The organism is Paraniabella hibiscisoli (genome assembly GCF_022512515.1).
GTDB classification, from domain to species: domain Bacteria; phylum Bacteroidota; class Bacteroidia; order Chitinophagales; family Chitinophagaceae; genus Niabella; species Niabella hibiscisoli.
Genome location: NZ_JAKWBK010000001.1, coordinates 1,952,129 through 1,970,436, shown reverse-complemented (window position 1 = coordinate 1,970,436; position 18,308 = coordinate 1,952,129). Strand labels below are relative to the sequence as shown.

General features: G+C 41.7%; 22 protein-coding genes and 1 pseudogene. 10 read left to right on the top strand and 13 right to left on the bottom strand.

Annotated elements, in window-relative coordinates:
* Window positions 1-253: 253 nt before the first annotated feature.
* Window positions 254-1,216, bottom strand: coding sequence for a glycoside hydrolase family 18 protein (locus MKP07_RS12440; RefSeq protein ID WP_240847487.1), 963 nt, complete (start codon window positions 1,214-1,216; stop codon window positions 254-256).
* A gap of 97 nt (window positions 1,217-1,313) precedes the next feature.
* Here MKP07_RS12440 and MKP07_RS12435 point away from each other — a divergent pair, with 97 nt between their 5' ends.
* Both MKP07_RS12435 and MKP07_RS12430 read left to right on the top strand, forming a co-directional pair.
* On the top strand, window positions 1,314-1,841 hold the full coding sequence (locus MKP07_RS12435) for a SulP family inorganic anion transporter (protein ID WP_240847486.1): 528 nt from the start codon (window positions 1,314-1,316) through the stop codon (window positions 1,839-1,841).
* Window positions 1,842-1,861: 20 nt separating this feature from the next.
* Window positions 1,862-2,839, top strand: coding sequence for a SulP family inorganic anion transporter (locus tag MKP07_RS12430; protein ID WP_240847485.1), 978 nt, complete (start codon window positions 1,862-1,864; stop codon window positions 2,837-2,839).
* 47 nt (window positions 2,840-2,886) lie between these two features.
* Here the strand turns inward: MKP07_RS12430 and MKP07_RS38420 are convergent, their stop codons facing one another.
* The 12 genes and pseudogenes from MKP07_RS38420 to metG form a co-directional block, all read right to left on the bottom strand.
* Entirely contained in the window at window positions 2,887-3,087 is a 201-nt protein-coding gene (locus tag MKP07_RS38420) for an aminotransferase class V-fold PLP-dependent enzyme (RefSeq protein WP_262919274.1), read from the bottom strand.
* Between the two features lie 32 nt (window positions 3,088-3,119).
* Window positions 3,120-3,773 carry a cysteine desulfurase family protein gene (locus MKP07_RS38415; protein ID WP_262919273.1) on the bottom strand — a complete coding sequence of 218 codons (654 nt, stop codon included), beginning with the start codon at window positions 3,771-3,773 and terminating at the stop codon, window positions 3,120-3,122.
* On the bottom strand, window positions 3,761-4,009 hold the full coding sequence (locus MKP07_RS38410; RefSeq protein ID WP_262919272.1) for an aminotransferase class V-fold PLP-dependent enzyme: 249 nt from the start codon (window positions 4,007-4,009) through the stop codon (window positions 3,761-3,763). The genes MKP07_RS38415 and MKP07_RS38410 overlap by 13 nt, the downstream gene beginning before the upstream one ends.
* A 61-nt stretch (window positions 4,010-4,070) precedes the next feature.
* Window positions 4,071-4,523: a GNAT family N-acetyltransferase gene (locus tag MKP07_RS12420; RefSeq protein ID WP_240847484.1), complete on the bottom strand. Its 453-nt coding sequence runs from the start codon at window positions 4,521-4,523 to the stop codon at window positions 4,071-4,073.
* A 238-nt stretch (window positions 4,524-4,761) separates the two neighbouring features.
* Window positions 4,762-6,465: a hypothetical protein gene (locus MKP07_RS12415; RefSeq protein ID WP_240847483.1), complete on the bottom strand. Its 1,704-nt coding sequence runs from the start codon at window positions 6,463-6,465 to the stop codon at window positions 4,762-4,764.
* 109 nt (window positions 6,466-6,574) lie between these two features.
* On the bottom strand, window positions 6,575-7,774 hold the full coding sequence (locus MKP07_RS12410; protein ID WP_240847482.1) for a hypothetical protein: 1,200 nt from the start codon (window positions 7,772-7,774) through the stop codon (window positions 6,575-6,577).
* Window positions 7,775-7,805: 31 nt separating this feature from the next.
* On the bottom strand, window positions 7,806-8,567 hold the full coding sequence (locus MKP07_RS12405) for an AsmA family protein (protein ID WP_240847481.1): 762 nt from the start codon (window positions 8,565-8,567) through the stop codon (window positions 7,806-7,808).
* Window positions 8,568-8,739: 172 nt separating this feature from the next.
* On the bottom strand, window positions 8,740-9,468 hold the full coding sequence (locus tag MKP07_RS12400; protein WP_240847480.1) for a LytR/AlgR family response regulator transcription factor: 729 nt from the start codon (window positions 9,466-9,468) through the stop codon (window positions 8,740-8,742).
* Window positions 9,465-10,007, bottom strand: coding sequence for a sensor histidine kinase (locus MKP07_RS12395; RefSeq protein ID WP_317235806.1), 543 nt, complete (start codon window positions 10,005-10,007; stop codon window positions 9,465-9,467). Before MKP07_RS12395 ends, MKP07_RS12400 begins: the two co-directional genes overlap by 4 nt.
* Before the next feature lie 73 nt (window positions 10,008-10,080).
* The gene (locus MKP07_RS12390) at window positions 10,081-10,626 is read right to left on the bottom strand and encodes a hypothetical protein (RefSeq protein WP_240847479.1); all 546 of its coding nucleotides are present in this window, start codon (window positions 10,624-10,626) and stop codon (window positions 10,081-10,083) included.
* Between the two features lie 149 nt (window positions 10,627-10,775).
* The gene (locus MKP07_RS12385; RefSeq protein WP_240847478.1) at window positions 10,776-11,096 is read right to left on the bottom strand and encodes a hypothetical protein; all 321 of its coding nucleotides are present in this window, start codon (window positions 11,094-11,096) and stop codon (window positions 10,776-10,778) included.
* 256 nt (window positions 11,097-11,352) lie between these two features.
* Window positions 11,353-13,445, bottom strand: a pseudogene (gene metG, locus MKP07_RS12380) (methionine--tRNA ligase).
* A gap of 263 nt (window positions 13,446-13,708) precedes the next feature.
* On the opposite strand from metG, the gene glmM reads away from it, so the two are divergent.
* The 8 genes from glmM to MKP07_RS42420 all read left to right on the top strand — a co-directional run bounded on the left by glmM (window position 13,709) and on the right by MKP07_RS42420 (window position 18,225).
* Window positions 13,709-15,100 carry a phosphoglucosamine mutase gene (glmM, locus tag MKP07_RS12375; RefSeq protein ID WP_240847477.1) on the top strand — a complete coding sequence of 464 codons (1,392 nt, stop codon included), beginning with the start codon at window positions 13,709-13,711 and terminating at the stop codon, window positions 15,098-15,100.
* A gap of 114 nt (window positions 15,101-15,214) precedes the next feature.
* A complete protein-coding gene (locus MKP07_RS12370) occupies window positions 15,215-15,700 on the top strand; it encodes a hypothetical protein (protein ID WP_240847476.1) in 486 nt (161 codons plus the stop codon).
* 132 nt (window positions 15,701-15,832) lie between these two features.
* A complete protein-coding gene (locus MKP07_RS12365) occupies window positions 15,833-16,054 on the top strand; it encodes a hypothetical protein (protein WP_240847475.1) in 222 nt (73 codons plus the stop codon).
* Window positions 16,005-16,850, top strand: coding sequence for a zinc-binding alcohol dehydrogenase family protein (locus MKP07_RS12360; protein WP_240847474.1), 846 nt, complete (start codon window positions 16,005-16,007; stop codon window positions 16,848-16,850). The genes MKP07_RS12365 and MKP07_RS12360 overlap by 50 nt, the downstream gene beginning before the upstream one ends.
* A 151-nt stretch (window positions 16,851-17,001) precedes the next feature.
* Window positions 17,002-17,358 carry a 30S ribosomal protein S6 gene (rpsF, locus tag MKP07_RS12355; RefSeq protein WP_240847473.1) on the top strand — a complete coding sequence of 119 codons (357 nt, stop codon included), beginning with the start codon at window positions 17,002-17,004 and terminating at the stop codon, window positions 17,356-17,358.
* 4 nt (window positions 17,359-17,362) lie between these two features.
* Window positions 17,363-17,626 (top strand): 30S ribosomal protein S18, encoded by a 264-nt coding sequence (gene rpsR, locus MKP07_RS12350; RefSeq protein ID WP_240847472.1) that lies wholly within the window; start codon window positions 17,363-17,365, stop codon window positions 17,624-17,626.
* Between the two features lie 157 nt (window positions 17,627-17,783).
* Window positions 17,784-17,936 carry a hypothetical protein gene (locus MKP07_RS42425; protein ID WP_240847471.1) on the top strand — a complete coding sequence of 51 codons (153 nt, stop codon included), beginning with the start codon at window positions 17,784-17,786 and terminating at the stop codon, window positions 17,934-17,936.
* Window positions 17,937-17,961: 25 nt separating this feature from the next.
* Complete coding sequence (locus tag MKP07_RS42420) at window positions 17,962-18,225, top strand: 50S ribosomal L9 C-terminal domain-containing protein (protein ID WP_240847470.1); 264 nt, start codon at window positions 17,962-17,964, stop codon at window positions 18,223-18,225.
* Window positions 18,226-18,308 lie beyond the last annotated feature (83 nt).

The window sequence follows — 18,308 nt, the reverse complement described above, 5'->3', positions numbered from 1 at the left end:
AAATATCCAAAACCGATCGCTTCAGACATCTCGGGTATTTAATTAATTGACAAGCTCCGTCCCATGTCAACCAGTCAACTTATCAACAGACCAACCAACTAGTCAACTATCCTTCCCTTCACCACAGCATCGATCACCCTCAGGTAACCATTCTCTTTCTTATCAATACTCAATTCCCAAAACATAATACCACCCAGGCCCTTATCCAACGCATATTGCGTTTTCTTACGGATGGACGCCGCATCATCAAAGGTTACAAAGATTTTTTGCTCTTTATTATAGGCATAGCTAGCCTGCGCTTTTTCGTCATAATAAAAAGCAAATCCATCCTTTTATTAACGATCCGGTCAAAAATATTATGTGATAAAAAGTTTTTAAATACTCCTGGCTGATACAACCCATGGTTGACATTCTCAACCTGGCCCCAGCTCCTTCCATAAAAGGCAGCGCCAATTACCATTTGCTGACGAGAAACTCCAATAGATTCCAGGTAACTTACGCAGGCATGTACTGATTCTTTTTGATCATCCGTACTGTACAAAGGTGTATGATGACCTGTATGTGGGGTATTACCATGCACCATATCATAATTCATCAGGTTTACATAATCTACTACAGGCATTACCTTAGCCCAATCGATGGACTGTTCCAGGAATTTCGGAAACGCTCCGGCCGCAAAACTGATTTCCTGTTCCTGGCCTAGCGAAACTCTTAAGGCTTTTACCAATGCCGTAAAGTTGTTTTTATCCTCCGGTTTAAACGGATGACCAGGATACCCTTCTATGGCGGGGTATTCCCAATCCAGGTCAATGCCATCTGTTTTGAAATAATCAGCCAGTTCTTTTACGGACGTTGCGAACTCTTTTCGGCCTTCGTCTGTATCAAAAACACCGGAGCAGGTTTTACAACCACCCCAACCACCCAGGGACAGCAACACTTTAAGCTTGGGATATTTCACTTTCAATGATACCAGCTTTTGTATAGTAAGAGAATCTCCTTTATTATCTACTTCCAGGCGATTGCCCTTCAGATGGCAAAAGCTGTAAATAATATGCGTTAGCTGATCAATCGCAAAACTGTCAATATTCGCAGCATTGGATGCATAATAAGCTATCACCCTGAAATTATTACCAGCAGCCTGTCCGCTCACGCTGTTGGTAAACCAGCAAGCTACCCATGCCATTACCCAAGCCATATGTTTGATGGAGGTCTTCATATAAAATATTTAAGCGGTCATCAACAATCGTTATTGCTTAAAAATAAGCCAGTTTATGCAGTAATTGCCTTTCTTTACCTTTGCAACTTTTTAAAATATGACCCCTATTCTCCGTTTGTTCGACTTTTCTCAAAAAGTAAACTATCGTACCGAAATACTGGCGGGACTTACCGTGGCCATGACGATGATCCCGGAATCCCTGTCCTTTGCCATACTGGCTGGCTTTAACCCACTAACTGGATTATATGCAGCTTTTATTATGGGGTTAGTGACAGCTGTATTGGGAGGCCGTCCAGGACTGGTTTCTGGCGGAGCAGGCGCGACCGTGGTTACCTTGATTGCATTGATGAAGTCGAACGGAATTGACTATGTATTTGCTGCTGTTGCGTTGGCTGGCATTATTCAGCTATTGATAGGCCTGCTGAAACTGGGCAAGTTTATTCGACTGGTGCCACAACCGGTGATGTATGGCTTTGTCAACGGATTGGCCGTTATCATCTTCATGTCGCAGCTTAATCAATTTAAAACAGCTGGTGGAGATGCCTGGCTCTCAGGAATGCCTTTGTACGGTATGATCGGGCTGGTAGCGCTGACCATTGCCATTGTTATTTTTTTCCTAAGATAACTAAAGCAATACCTTCATCATTGGTTGCCATTGCAGCAGTATTTGCGGTAGTAGAAATTTTCGGTATCTCCACCAAAACCGTTTCAGATATTGCATCGGTCGCCGGCGGGTTTCCTCCCTTTCATATCCCCTCGGTTCCTTTTAACCTGGAGACCTTACAGATCATTTCCCCCTACGCCCTGGTGATGGCCTGTGTGGGTTTAACAGAAGGATTACTGACCTTAAACCTGGTAGACGAGATCACCGGCACCAAAGGCAACAGTAACCGGGAGTGCCTGGCACAAGGCACCGCCAACCTGCTTAATGGCTTTTTTACCGGCATGGGTGGTTGTCCTATGATCGCGCAAACATTTGTGAATTTGTCGGCTGGAGCAAGGGCCCGTTTATCAGGCATCATTGCGGCATTAACCATTTTAGCCATTATACTATTTGGCGCACCCATTATTGGCCGCGTGCCCATGGCCGCATTAACAGGTGTTATGATGATGGTAGCCATTGGCACTTTTGAATGGGCCAGCTTTCGTATCATCAACAAAATGCCGAAGGCGGATATTATAGTGGGCATACTGGTAGCCGCTATAACTGTATGGCTACACAACCTGGCGTTGGCTGTGTTGATAGGCGTGATTATCGCTGCCCTTGTTTTTGCCTGGGAAAGTGCCAAACGCATCAGGGCCAAAAAATATACCGATGCCGAAGGTGTTAAACACTATGAAATTTATGGGCCTTTGTTCTTCGGTTCTACTACAGCATTTTCCGAAAAGTTCGATGTGGCAAATGACCCTCCAAACGTGATCATCGATTTTAAAGAAAGCCGCATCAGCGATATGAGCGCCATCGACGCTGTGCATAAACTAAGCAAGCGCTATGCCGACCTGGGCAAGACGGTAAGATTAAGGCACCTGAGCGCAGATTGCCGACGTTTGTTAGCCAATGCCGGGGGTGTAATCGAGGTAGACATTATGGATGATCCCGAATACCGGGTAACCGAAAAGTAAAAACCGCCCGAAGGCGGTGTTCTTATTTACTGATCATTCCAATGTGATTATAATAATTCTTTCAATCTATCAATCACCAGGTCAATCTCTTCTTTTGTATTATGCTTGCAAAAGGAAAAACGTATAGCTACTTTATTGGGGTCGCCGCTAATTATATTAATTACATGCGAGCCCTGGTTGGCGCCGCTGCTGCAAGCACTGCCTCCTGAAACACAAATATTATTGATATCAAGATTGAATAATAACATCTCCGATCTTTCTGTTAAGGGAAAGGATGCATTTAATACCGTGTATAACAACTACCTGCATAGTCCCCGTTGAAAGTTACTGCAGGTATTTTTTCTAGCAGCTGTGCTGCCATATAAGCCTTGAGTGATTTAATATAGGCGGAATCTTTCTCATAGTTGGCCATAGCCAGTTCTAAAGCTTTGGCAAACCCTACAATGCCATAAATGTTTTCAGTGCCCGCCCGCATATTACGTTCCTGACCGCCACCATGTATCATTGGTTTTATCTGCAGTTCGCGACTCACATATAAAATACCCGTTCCTTTAGGACCATGAAATTTATGACCGGCCGCTGAAATAAAATCTACTGGTGTACGGCTTAAGTCTATGGGATAATGCCCTACCGTTTGCACACAGTCTGAGTGAAACAGGGCATCATAATTTTTGCAAAGAGCACTCACCGCATTCATGCTTAAGAGATTGCCGATCTCATTATTCGCATGCATCAGGCTCACCAGGCATTTTACACCTGCATTGGACAACTGCTCTTCCAGGTTTTTTAAATCAACATGCCCGTCGGGTAATAGTTTTACATAGCTATGAGATATTCCATCATTGCTGTAATGCGAAACCGTATGTAATACTGCATGATGCTCAATTGGAGAGGTAATGATATGTTTGCAGCCCAGGTCTCTTAACGAAGCCAAAATTGCCGTATTGTTAGCCTCTGTGCCGCCGCTGGTAAAAAAATCTCACCAGGATGTGCCCCCAGTAACCTCGCCACGGTTTTACGCGCATTTTCCACAGCCAAACGGGTCTCTCTTCCATACGAATAAATAGAAGAAGGGTTACCAAAATGAGTGGTCATATAAGGTAACATAGCGTCCAGCACCTCTTTATCCAACGAGGTAGTTGCTGCATTATCTAAATAAATTCTTTCCATAACAAAGCCGGGCGATTAAAGCCTGCAAAGTTACCGCAAATAAAACAAATAAACCGAGGTGCTAATAAGTAACCCCTTTCCGGGTCATGAAACATTCAGGATTAGGCAGTTGTTCAAAATCAAACTGAGCGTATAACCCGTGGGCATCCAGAGTGGCCAGCATGGTGCGCCTCACCTGGAATTGTTCCGCCAGATCGCAAAATGCCTGAACCATTATTTTCGAAAGCCCTTGACCACGGTGGGTTTCCAATATAAAAACATCAGCCAGGTAAGCAAATACTGCCCGATCAGTGATCATGCGACCGAAACCTGCCAACAATCCGTCTTTATCATAAATGCCCAGGCAGATCGAATTTTCTATAGATCGTTCTACCATTTCGATTGAAATGTCTTTAGCCCAGTAGCTTTCTCCAGACAGGTACCGGAACACTACATTTTTGGGAATTGCCTGTTTATTAAAAGAAAACCGGTAGCCTTTAAAATAAAGGTCATCCGGCATAGAAACTAAGCTCATACTACTCTTCTTATTTTTTTAATCTGCCACCCCTACGTGGTTAGGCTCTGTTTGTAAAATATTATTATCAATATGAAGTCTCTATAGGACTAATTTATTGCCGAATAACAGAGCAATCCATACCTCATCTTACTGGAGGCTCCTGGCAATTTAAATAAAACTTAGTTTTTCTCCGCCGCAACTTTCTTGTTGTACTTCCTAAGCTTCTTTTTGGCGCCTGGCAAACCAATACCCGACTTTATGCCTTCGAGCGTTGTTTTGATGATATAGTTAATGGGCGATTTATCCTGCCAGCGTTCAAAAACACCAGCGATTCTTTTCCCCGGTTATTTTTCCGCACAATCAATGCCATGGCTAGTCTGCTCACGAGTTTATTCATAAAGGTCTGGTTAGGCAAATCCTTTTTATTAAGCAGACCGATCTTCAATCCCCTGTAATACATGTGTGCTGTACCTATTGCTGCATCATTGGTTCCGATAGCGTTTACCTGCAGGCTTTGCAACTGCCCATCAAAAACTTTAGCGCCCACCAGGGGAACCAATACTGTGTTGAATTTAGCAAGATCCATCGGGCCGGTTGTGAGGTTCATCCGCATGTACCCGGTAGTATCACTATAGGACTGGCTTACGTCTAAAGTAGTATGCAACTGGTCGAGTACATCTGCAGAGGCCAGTATATAAATACTATCGTTAGGCTTGATATTATAATTTTTGATATTCCGCATCAACACATTGAGATTAGAAACCGGTATAATACCTAATGTGTCGGTGTTAGGGTTGATCTCCCAATAAGTTACATGCATATTGTTCAGCTTCACACTATCGATATTCAAACTGCTTTTTAAACCTAGCAGCATTTCTACAGGCAATGGCTTGTAGCGCTTGGCGGTATCAGGCTGTAGCTTGTCTTTAAAGGTAAAAAGATCTACATCGTTCAACTCTATCCGCCCAATACTTAAAATACTGTCATGATTATACTTTTCAAGATCAATAGGCCCTCCTACTATCTTTCCGGTTTTAATGCTCAGGTAATCTTCATTGTAGGCTTTTGCTATACGGTATTCCTCAACAGATTGTTTGGGCACCAGGCTGAATGAATCAACTCCCAGCACGCGATCCTTCACTGTAAAGCCATACCACTGCAGCGTATTTTTGCCTGTAGCAAATTTACCGTTGGTACCATTGATACTCAGATGTGTACTGTTGGTAATAATATCACCCACACTGCCAATATACTTTGAATTTAATGCTACATTTCTTACATCGCCTTTATCTAACTCTAGTATTGCATTATTCTTACCAAGGCTGTCAAAAGCCAATTGATCTAGGGAGAGAATATTAAGGTTGGTTTTCCAATCCATTTTGCCATCGCTGTTCTTAGCCAGCAAAACATCATTGAGTTCAATATTGAGTTTATTATCGTTGGTGGCATACTTCCTGGCTTTGGCCGTAATGAACTCAAAGTTGGTGAGGTACATTTTAATCTGATCTGCCTTCAACGGAGCTTCCGGCGTAGATTTCAGATTGGTGATCTTTAGATAACTGTTCAGCTTTGTGCCATCCCAACGTATATAGCTGGCAGAGTCCTGTTTATTAATCAGCGTTAAGTCGATGTCTGGCTTTTGCAGTAGTGCGCTTCCAATCTCTATAGTGGTAGACTTTTTATCTTTTTTAGCAGTACTATCTTTATTTCCAATAGTAGCCCTCACCCGTGGCTCCTGCAACACTAATCCTTGCAGGGTAAGATTGCCGCTTACTACCTCAGTTATGTTCGGAATAATAGTAAGCCTGGGTACAACAGCCATAATCGTATCAAATTCGTTTTGCTGCTGTACTTCAATCCCTTCTATAACGCTATGATTCCTGTCTTTAATATCGAGCCTGTCTACCGACACCCGAAGATCAGGTCCTAACAACAGCACTTTTTCACCGTCAAGGCTCAATCCCTTGATCTCGGGCTTGCCTGCTGCATTTTTTGTAAACTCCTGAAGTAGTATGGTGTTAAAACTACCGGTAATATGGTTGTTTTTTAAAGTAAGATCAAGAGAGGTATTAGCTCCTTGGATCCCCCGTAGTACCAGCGGCGTTTTGCTCTTTTTTCCTTAGCCCCTGCGTTTTTTTAGCGCCCGGCGACATGTGCACCGTTGCTTTATTCCATTTCACGCCATCCACCAATATGCTTTGGCTGGCACTGTCTAAAATAACTGAACCTATAAAAATATTGTGTGCATTAGCCTTTATGCCATTGCCCCTCACTTCCATGCTGGCGGCACGTAAACCGCTTTTATTCTCTGAGAGATGCACCTTGTTCAAATCGGCCACCAGATCTCCCTTTGTAAAACGGCCTTTATCGAAGCTCAAAACATTTACAGATCGCTGTACATTTTTTATCTTATCTGCACTGGTAAAATCATTGGCACGAAGATCCAGGTTTGTATTGGTAAGACGTAAAGAACCGCCCTTACTAAAGTTCAATTGAATATCACCGCGGTAGATGCCCAGGTTTTGCAGATCCATTACATCATCTATATTATTTAGTGTTTCAAATAAACTCTTGGCCCGTCCTTTCTTACTGCTACCGTTAAGAGTATAATTTACTTTAGGATCGTAGAAAGTAGCACTTTGCGCCGAGAATACATTTTCGTATAAAAGCGACTCCCACGAAAGTCCCCTTACCTGGAAGCTGGGCATGGCCAGGCTTTTTACCACTTTACCTTTATCCAGCTCTTTAAAATTAAACTGGCTCAAATTGATAATGTCATCTTCAAAACGTATGCTGTCAAAAGCAATTGCATAACGACCATCGCGTATCACATTCTCGTAATTGTGCAAGGACATTACAAACTTCTCCAGTGAAATCGGCCGCAGATCATTTTGTCGTACTGCCAGTTTGTATATTTCAAAGCTGTTGTCCCTGGAAGAAAAAGTACTGGTTCGCCCGTTCTTAATAGTGTTGACGTCAATATCTGAGTTCTTCACACCCACATATCCTAATCGCATATCTCCCAGCAATTGCTGTATTACAGCATCAACACGCTCTACGCCAACTTTCTTCTCTTTCTTTTTGCTATTATCTTTCCGGTCCCCGTCGATATCCAGGAAAATTTGCGGGCGACTACAATACACCGAATCTGCGATAATTGTTTCAGAGCTGTATAAAGAATCGAAATCGATATTGGTTAACTGTAGTTTATCAAAAAATATCCTGAATGCCGTTCGGGAACTGTCCCCTTTACGGCTCTTAAAGTACAACTGTCAAACTCCACACGCTGGTTCTGCAGGTTTACCCTGAAGTCTTTAAACGCAATAAAATGCCGTCCCCGGGAAAAGCAATAGTCTGATTAAAAGTTCTTACGGCTATATTGTCAGTGAAAGATATTTTTTGTTGCCCTTTTTTACCGGTGGTGGTATCTACCTGCAAATTGTCGAGCTGTATGTAAATATTGTTTACGGCAAAAGGTTGCTCGCCGGCCCTGGTTTTATCGATAAGAGAAAAGCTGCCATCATCGAGCCTGAACTTATCTATCTGCAGCACATTGATCGCATCCGTTATCGATTTAGATATACGCCCCATCTCCTCCGCTACAGAAAAAGTATTATCGTTGGTAGTATCCTTTACTTTATTCCGGGGTTTGTTGCGCGTAAAAACCAAACCCGGAGATACTAATCTTATAGAATCAATTAAAATTTCTCTTTTAAAAAGTAAGGGTAAAAATCCCCTGGCTTTAATACTTATGTTTTTTGTATTAACGGCATAGCTGGTGGCAGCTGTTGTATCGGTACTGAAAATGGATGCCTCCTGCAGTTCGATTTTGTTTTTAATCCAGTTAAATTTAAACTTGGATACTTTTAACTTTAATTTGCCTTTTGATTGTGAATACACAATTTGCTCAAGCGCTTCTTCGGCATGATCGATAAACCAGAAATTAAATGCAAGAACAACAGTAGCTACAATACCCAGCAGAATAAGCAGGGTACGGTACCTAAGCCTTTTAAACCGGAGTCTCTTTAGCTTTAGTTCTCTTAAATTAATCTTCTTCTTCAAGTATTGCTATTTGGCCTCTTTAGATAGTCAATTTATATGCCGAAGGCAGGCGCATATAATTAAATATACACAAAAGACCGAATATAATGCCGAAGATCTCAATGAAAACAGTAATAACAGGCTATCGTTCGATTAGATTTCATAGTACATTTAAAATACCACGCCCCATTGATTAATGTGTCTTCAGGTGATCGGATCGATGGTCCAGCATTTTCATTACCTCGTTCCGGTATAACTTACCTATGGGAATCTCTGTTTTATCGACCTCTAAAAGTTCCTGTGTGTAAGAAGTGATTTTTTGAACAGATACAATAAACGAGCGGTGCGTTCTGATAAAATCCTGCTCAGGCAGCATTTCTTCTACCGAACTTATCGACTGTTTGGTAACAATCTTAGCAGCGGGGGTAAATACTTTTACATAGTCTTTCATACTCTCGATATACAAAATATCCCCCAGCATTACTTTTACCATTTTACGATCAACCCTGAAGTATACAAACGACTCTGATCGTTTATCCTCGATCACCGGGCGTGCAGCTGATTTAACATCGCTAAAATGGAAGGCCTTGTTAATGGCTTTCAGAAATCGTTCGAATGGAATAGGCTTAACCAGGTAATCTACTACATCCAGCTCATAACCTTCCAAAGCATATTCTGAAAATGCAGTGGTAAAAATCACTTTGGGTGGATTTTTCAACGCTTTCAAAAAATCGTTTCCATTTAGCTGAGGCATACGTATATCCAGGAAAAGCAGGTCAATAGCTTGCTGCTGCAAAGCAGTGAAAGCCTGGATGGCGTTGGCACATTCTCCAACCAGTTCCAGCGTAGGAATTTCCGAAATATATCTCCGGATCACATCCCTTGCGAGCGGCTCGTCATCAACTATCAGGCAACGTATCATACTTGTTTTTGCAGATTTTCAACTACCGGGGAGATATTTTTCACTACAGCCATTTTGGGTTTCTTTTCCAGTTCTATTTTCATATTCAAAATAAATACTTCTTCCTCATTAGTGATATTAAATTCATGCTTGCCCGGATACAACAATGCCAGTCTAGTCTTTACATTTTGTATGCCAATCCCTGAAGACTTTAATGGCTGCGAAATGCTTGCCTTACCATTAACCAGCTTCAACTGCATGCGATTATTGTGCAGGCTTACCCTCATATTGATCCAGGGCTGATCTAACATGCTGCTGGCTCCATGTTTGAAAGAATTTTCGACCAGCGGTAACAAAAGCAAAGGCGTTATATACAAGTCCTCCGTATCATCAGGCAGATCCAAATGCAACTCTAGCCGGTTTCCATATCTTACTTTTTCGAGGTCGATATAATCGCGTATCATTTGCAGCTCCTTAGACAGCGGAACCACAGCGTTACTACCTTCATACAGGATAAAACGGAGTATATCAGATAAACCTGTAATGAGTTTGGCTGCCACCGCGCAGTATCCTGTGTATGAGAATAGATATTATTGAGCGTATTAAATAAAAAATGGGGATGCACCTGTGCTTTTAATAACTGGAGCTGCGACTCCACATTTTCTTTTGCAGCTGCAGGTTACGCTGCTCTTTGACATACCAATGCTTCATTAGCTTAATGGCGGCAGCAATACCCGCCGTAGTAAGGCCTCCTCTAAGTCCACCCATCATCGACCGGTGAATAATGATCGGTTTCATCTCATCCCGGAAAACATAGCCGAGATCGGCCATAATATTAATAACCGGGTTGATAATATAATTACCGAGCAACATTGAAAGCCATGCAGTAGCAAAAAACAAAGCTACGGTTAGAAGGGCAGTAGTCCAATATCGCTGCTTTAGCAGGAAACGGGGTATCACCAAATACATCAGCATATACGCTAGAAACATGTGGCTCCAGGTGAATACGAACGACTCTACGAAAGCAATGATCAATCGCTCATTATATCGTCCATTGCTGTTCCAGGCGATAAAAGAATATAAAAAAGCCTGGAATATCCACCAGAATGTCCAAAAAGCTACATGTCGCCTGACACGATACTTTCTTTCGTCAGAAAATATAAAAGGATACTTTTCCATGAATCATTTTAAAATTACGATGGAAGCCTGGCTGAAAAAAGTATTTGCAGGAATAGTTGTCCAAACCGCAATTTTCGTCGACCAACGCATTTAATTGAAAATGCCCCATGCCTGGAAAGACACGGGGCCAATTGTGCTAAAGAAAAATATTAATGTCTTTTTGCCCATTCACTTTTATGCTGTTGCTCATAGGCCAACATAACGGTTTCCAGCATTTGCTTTAATTCTATTTTTACTTTTCGTCTCTTAACATTTAGCCGCGTACCATTCATTTCTTTTTCTTCCACCAGCAAACCGCTGTTGGTATAAAACCGTATCTTATTTAAAAGAGGCATTTTAACATTGCTTTCTACAACCCAGAACCCATTGGTACATACCCAGGGCTTTATCTTTATACTTTTGCTTTGCCCCATAACGGTTGATCCTATAACAAGGAGGCAAGCCAGCAGGATTATTTTTATAGCTTTCATTGCAGATATTTTAGAAGTTAAAAATTGTTACTGCTGTAAAACTATCTCACCGGAAACCTTTAAAAACCAATAATAGATTGATGTCTGCAACAAGTGGACAGATAACCGGATACGGTCGATCAACATGATGTACGTCTACCAAAAGCTTTTGTCGCCTTTTACATTTGTTACATCGATGATCCATATAGCAGTATCCCTAAAGAAAAAGGCTTCCCCAAAAATGAGAAGCCTTTTACAGTCTTATTATATGTTTACACTAGCTCACTTTGCTGCCGTTAACGGCTCCCTCTTCACCATTTACAAATATCAGCTTGCCTGTTGCATCTTCTGCCATAAGGATCATACCATTGCTCTCTATACCTCGCATTTTACGGGGAGCCAGGTTAGCTACTACTACAACCCTTTTGCCTACTATTGTTGCTGCATCAAAATGCTGAGCAATACCCGACACGATGGTTCTCTTTTCAAAACCAAGATCTACCTGCAATTTTAAGAGCTTATCAGCCTTCTCCACTTTTTCTGCTGATAATATAGTGCCCGACCTTAAGTCTATTTTAGCAAAGTCATCAAAAACGATCTCTGGTTTTAGTTCAGATACGGCTTCAGCGCTCTCCACTTTCTCTACTGCTTTTGCAGGCGCTTCGGGCTTTTGCTGGCTACCTGCTTTTAATTTCTGGATCTGGGCCTCAATTTCAGCATCTTCAATTTTCCGGAATAAAATTTCCGGCGCACGCAAAGAATAACCAACGCTCAATAAGTTAATTTTTCCGGCATTATCCCAGTCCAGCATTTTATCCACCACTTTCATCATGTTCAGCATTTTTTTAGCCGTTGCCGGTAGAAACGGATTAACCAGGATAGCCAGGTTGGCCGTTAGTTGCAAACATAAATGCAAACAGTTATCAATGCTTTTCTGAGCTTCAGGATCTTCAGCCAGCTTTTTAGCCACAATCCAGGGCTCTTTTTCCTGCATGTATTTATTACCCTTGCGGCTTAAATCAATGGCTTCATATAAAGCATCTCTAAACCGGTAGTTCTCCAAAGCGGTTTGAACCTTACCTTTTGCTGCTTCAATATCAGCAATAATTGATTTATCTTTTTCGTCCAGCACATCGGTATGCAGCTTAGGCACTTTACCGCCACATAGCTTGTGCATTAAAACAAATGTGCGGTTCACAAAGTTGCCGAAGATCGATGCCAGTTCATTATTGTTCCTGTCCTGGAAATCCTTCCAGGTAAAATCGTTATCCTTGTTCTCCGGCGCGTTGGCACAAAGCACATAGCGCAATACATCTTCACAGCCCGGAAAATCTTTAATGTACTCGTGCACCCAAACCGCCCAATTACGGCTGGTAGACACTTTATCACCTTCAATATTCAAAAATTCATTCGCAGGTACATTATCAGGCAATACAAAATTACCATGTGCCTTTAGCATAGCCGGGAAGATGATACAGTGAAATACAATATTATCTTTCCCTATAAAATGAACCAACTTGGTATCTTCTTTACACCAGTAATCGGCCCAGTTCTCTGTTAATTCTTTGGTTGCAGATATATAGCCGATGGGAGCATCGAACCAAACATATAATACTTTACCTTCTGCATCAGGCAAAGGCACTTTAATGCCCCAGCTACTGTCCCGTGTCATAGCCCGGCTTTGCAGGCCGCTATCCAACCAGCTTTTACACTGACCAAATACATTATTCTTCCATTCGGTATGTCCTTCCAGGATCCATTTTTTCAGAAACTCCTCATAGTTCTGTAAGGGAAAGTACCAATGCTTTGTTTTTCTCTTAATCGGTATGGCATCGCTTAACGCACTGCGCGGGTTGATCAATTGCTCAGGAGATAAGGAGCTTCCGCACTTCTCACACTGATCTCCATAAGCGTTATCATTACCACAAACCGGGCAGGTACCCACTATATAACGATCGGCTAAAAAAGTATTTGTTTTCTCATCATAATATTGCTCACTTTCTTTCTCCTCAAACAATCCATCGTCATATAATTTCTTAAAGAAAGCAGCAGCTGTTTCATGTGAACAGGACTTGATGTGCGGGAGTAAATATCGAACGAGATACCCATTTGTTCAAAGCTGTGCTTTATCTGCTCGTGGTACCGGTCTACAATCTGTTGTGGAGATACACCTTCTTTCATAGCACGTATAGTGATCGGCACACCATGTTCATCGCTTCCGCCAATAAACTTCACATCTTTATTTTGCGCACGTTGAAATCTCACGTAAATATCTGCAGGAATATAACAGCCTGCTAAATGGCCTATATGTATGGGACCGTTGGCATAAGGCAATGCAGCGGTAACCAGTACTCTTTTAAATTCAGTCATAACCTTCTTAATACTTATAATTAGCCTGCAAAAGTAATTATTATTGAGTAAGCAGCAGAATATAGCCCCCGGAACTGCATCCTTAACTCAACTACAACGATCGTTCGTTTTCCCCGAACTTCGTTTTAACTACTGCTTTCAACATCGCTATCCACTCAACTTTCTATCTTTTCTAACATTAATATTATCCACAATTTTCCGCTAATAAGTGCATCGCTCGTAAATTTGCAGCCCTGATCATATAAAAAAATCATAATAAGTATATGCCTCTTATCAAAAGTATATCTGGTATTCGTGGTACTATTGGCGGAAAAACCGGGGATACCTTATCACCGGTTGACGTGGTAAAGTTTACTGCAGCTTACGGCGCTATCCTTAAAAAGAACGCAGAAAAAGATAAAAAAGTAAAAGTGGTGATTGGCCGCGATGGCCGCATCAGCGGCGCTATGGTGAGCAACCTGGTGCAGTCTACTTTATCGGCAATGGGCATCGATGTAGTTGATCTTGACCTCAGTACCACTCCCACGGTTGAGATAGCGGTTCCTTTGGAAGCCGCTGATGGTGGTATTATTTTAACGGCCAGCCATAACCCCAAAGAGTGGAATGCTTTAAAGCTGTTAAATGAAAAAGGCGAGTTTATTTCTGCCGAGACGGGCCAGGAATTGTTACGTATTGCTGAAGCGGAGGATTTTAATTTTGTACCGGTAGACAAACTGGGAAAGATTACAAAAGATGACTCCTACATGCAGAAGCATATTGATGCAATTTTAAACTATCCCCTGGTAAACAAAGAAGCTATTGCCGCCAAAAACTTTAAAGTAGTAGTAGATGCGATCAATTCTACAGGCGCTACTTTTGTTCCGGCATTATTAAACGCACTAGGTATTGATAATATCGTTGTGTTAAATAAGGAGGTGACTGGCAATTTTGCACATAACCCCGAGCCATTGCCTCATCATTTAACTGAATTGAGCAACACCGTGGTTAAAGAAAAAGCCGATTTGGGCATTGCTGTAGATCCTGATGTAGACCGTCTCTGTTTTGTTTGTGAAGATGGCAGCATGTTTGGCGAAGAGTACACATTAGTAGCAGTTGCTGATTACATATTATCCCTGCGCCAGGGCAACACTGTAAGTAACATGAGCAGCACAAAAGCGTTGAAAGAAGTAACACTGAAACGAGGTGGCGCTTATGCACCTTCTGCTGTGGGTGAAGTGAACGTGGTGAAAAAGATGAAGGAGACTAATGCAGTAATTGGCGGAGAAGGTAATGGCGGTATTATTGTACCCGACTTTCACTACGGCCGTGATGCACTGATTGGCATTGCCCTGTTTTTATCTCACTTAGCAAACCAAAAAGGCAGCATTGGTTCTTTGCGCCGTCAGTATCCTGATTACTTTATCAGCAAAAACAAAATTGAGCTGGATAGCAGTATTGATGTAGCATCTATCTTTAAGAGCATCAAAAAGAAATATGCTAAAAATCCGATTAATGATGAGGATGGATTAAAAATAGAATTTGATAACGACTGGGTTCACTTACGCACCTCTAATACTGAGCCTATTATCCGCATCTATTCTGAAAGTGATTTTGAAAGTAAAGCCAATCATATAGCTCACAAGCTAATGGAAGATATTAAAGAGGAGATCAAATAAAGTATTGAAGTCAGATCTTAAGCCCGGCCAACGTAGCCGGGCTTTTTCGTTGAATTAACTGTTAGGCGTGGCATTGTATTTGTCTTCCTAAGTTATTCACTAAACCTTTTATCTATGACAAACTTAAATACGTCCGATATACATGATTCGGAAAAAGACAAAGAAAAGTTACAGCCTGAAGAAACAGTTATCGACTTGCCTGATGTAGAGGATATTCCGGGGCAGGCCAATGTGAAACCGCCGGAAGCCAACCAGGAAGAAGATCTGACCCTGGCGTCGGATGATGAGGAAGGAGTGGGCATTTTTGAAGAAGAAGAAGAAACGGAGAATGAAGATATCTATCAAAATGATGACACCAATGTTACACGCCAGGAACGGGAATTACTACGAGAAACTGAGACCGTTGGTACAGACGATGACGACGATTTAAAGCGGGCCAGGCTCGATGACAGGGATTTCGAGGGCGAGAAGCTGAACGAAAAAACCACGCAGGACGGTAAAGACCTCGATGTTCCTGGGCAGGAAGCCGATGATGAGAACGAAGATATCGGGGAAGAGGATGAAGAAAACAATGAGTACAGCCTGGGCGATAATCAATAATCCTTAATTAGGCTGAGTAGTAAAGTTCTTCGAAGGAAGAACTTTTTTGTATCTGCTAGTCCGCAACCTAAACAATTTCAAAGTCTCTCCTGTTTTAGTACTACGAATTATCGTCAAAAAATTAATATTAACATGAAAGCCGTAGGATTTAAAACCTCACTTCCCATTGATGAACCCAATAGTTTTATTGAATTTGAAATGGAAGTACCGAAGCCCAAGGGATATGAAATACTGGTAAAAGTAAAGGCAGCAGGTGTAAACCCTGTAGACTATAAAATAAGACAAAACAGCACAAAAAAAAAAAATGCTGCAAGACCCAAAGGTTATAGGATGGGACGCAGCAGGTATTGTTGAAGAGATTGGAGACAGCGTAACCCTTTTCAAAAAAGGCGATGAAGTATACTATGCAGGAGATATCACAAAAAGCGGCTCCAATTCTGAATTCCAAATAGTAGACGAACGCATTGTGGGTAAAAAACCGGCAAAGCTTACTTATAACGAAGCGGCAGCAATGCCCCTTACTACATTAACTGCCTGGGAAATTCTATTTGACCGGATGCGCATTAATGAAAAAGACCAGGGTAAAACTATCCTGATCATTGGCGGGGCCGGTGGTGTAGGCTCAATTGCCATTCAAATAGCCAAAAAAATCGCTGGATTAACGGTACTGGCTACTGCGTCAAGGGCAGAATCTGTTGAGTGGTGCAAACAACAGGGTGCTGATTATGTAGTGAATCACCGCGATCTGGTCAATGAAGTAAGGAACGCCGGATTCCAGCAGGTGGATTTTATCCTCGACTTCGTTGATGTCAACCAATACTGGGATTCTTTCGCGGAATTAATTAGCCCACAGGGCGCCATCGGCTCCATTAGTGACCCAACGCAACCCGTTAATCTTCGTCAGCTCAAATCTAAAAGCGTGAGTTTTCACTGGGAGTTGATGTTTACCCGCTCTATGTTTCAAACAAAGGATATTGCAGAGCAGCATTATATTCTTAACAAAGCCTCCGAATATTTTGATAAGGGTATCCTGCAAACCACTCTGACAGCAACTTTAGATGGCCTTTCGGCTGACAATTTAAAAACGGCCCACCGGCAGTTAGAAAGCGGAAGCACTATTGGCAAGCTGGTTATCAATTACGAAAAGTAACATATTTATTTTCAATAAGTTAAAATACAAAATCTCCCAGTGGTACTCGCCCTCATCAAGGCTTTTCAGATTTCGGTTAAAAACTGTATCTTTGCAGCCCCTTAGCGAAAGCTGGGGATATTTTTTTATTTTTTAACCAAATTTCAGGGTAATGAACAATTATGAATTGATGGTGATTTTTACCCCTGTTTTAAGTGAAGACGAGTTTAAAGCTGCTCAGAAAAAGTTTGCCGGTATGGTAACTGAAGCTGGTGGATCTATCGTTCACGAAAACCCATGGGGACTGAAATCACTGGCGTATCCGATCCAGAAAAAAACCACTGGTTTATACTGGGTTATGGAATATACTGCGCCATCCGACTTCAATGAGAAGCTGAAAATACAGCTTCTTCGCGACGAATCAGTACTTCGTCAATTATGCACTAAACTCGACAAATACGCCGTTGAGTATAATGCTAAAAAGGCTAAAGGCGTGAAAACAGGAACCGAAAAAGCAGTGGAGGCTTAATATTATGGCAAAGAATGAAATAAAATACCTGACGGCCATTAAGACTGACAAGCGCGTAAAAAAATTCTGCCGCTTTAAAAAATATGGCATCCGCTATGTTGATTATAAAGACATAGAGTTCCTTAAAAAATTCCTGAACGAACAAGGTAAATTGTTACCCCGCCGTTTAACGGGTAATAGCTTAAAATTTCAGCGCAGAGTATCTGATGCTGTTAAGAAAGCACGCCAGTTGGCTCTTTTACCTTACGTAACGGATCTTTTGAAATAGAAAAACGGCAAGTAGAAAATAGTAGGTAGCCAGTAGAATATTCTTCTTACTACCAGCTATCCCCTACTAGCTTAATATTAGTAACCTTCCCTAATCCACACCGGTGGAGACAGTCACAATTCATCGATTGGGCAAAAGGGAACTAAAAAATAGTACAATGGAAGTAATTTTAATACAGGATGTAGATAATTTGGGTGGTGTTAACGAAGTAGTAACTGTAAAAAATGGTTACGCACGTAACTTTTTATTACCTCGCAAATTAGCGGTTGAAAACAGCGCCGCAACAAAAAACAGCTGGAAGAAAGGCTGAAACAAGCTAAGAAAAAGAAGATGCTATGTTAGCTGCTATTAACGATGTTATTAGCAAACTAAGCGCATCTCCTCTTAAAATCGGAGCTAAAACCGGTACATCTGGTAAAATTTTCGGTAGCGTAACCAACTTACAGCTGAGCAGAGCGATCCGCGAGCAAAAAGGTTATGAAATCGACCGTAAAAAATTCACATTAACGAAGAAAAAAGAATTAGGTACGCATAAAGCTACTATCGATTTCGGAAACGGTCATTCCACCGAACTTGATTTTGAAGTGATTGCAGAGTAATTGCTCCTTCTCAGAATGTTTTACAGCGCCCGTCCTTTTAGGTCGGGCGTTTTTAGTAATTATTTGATAAAATAAAATTATTG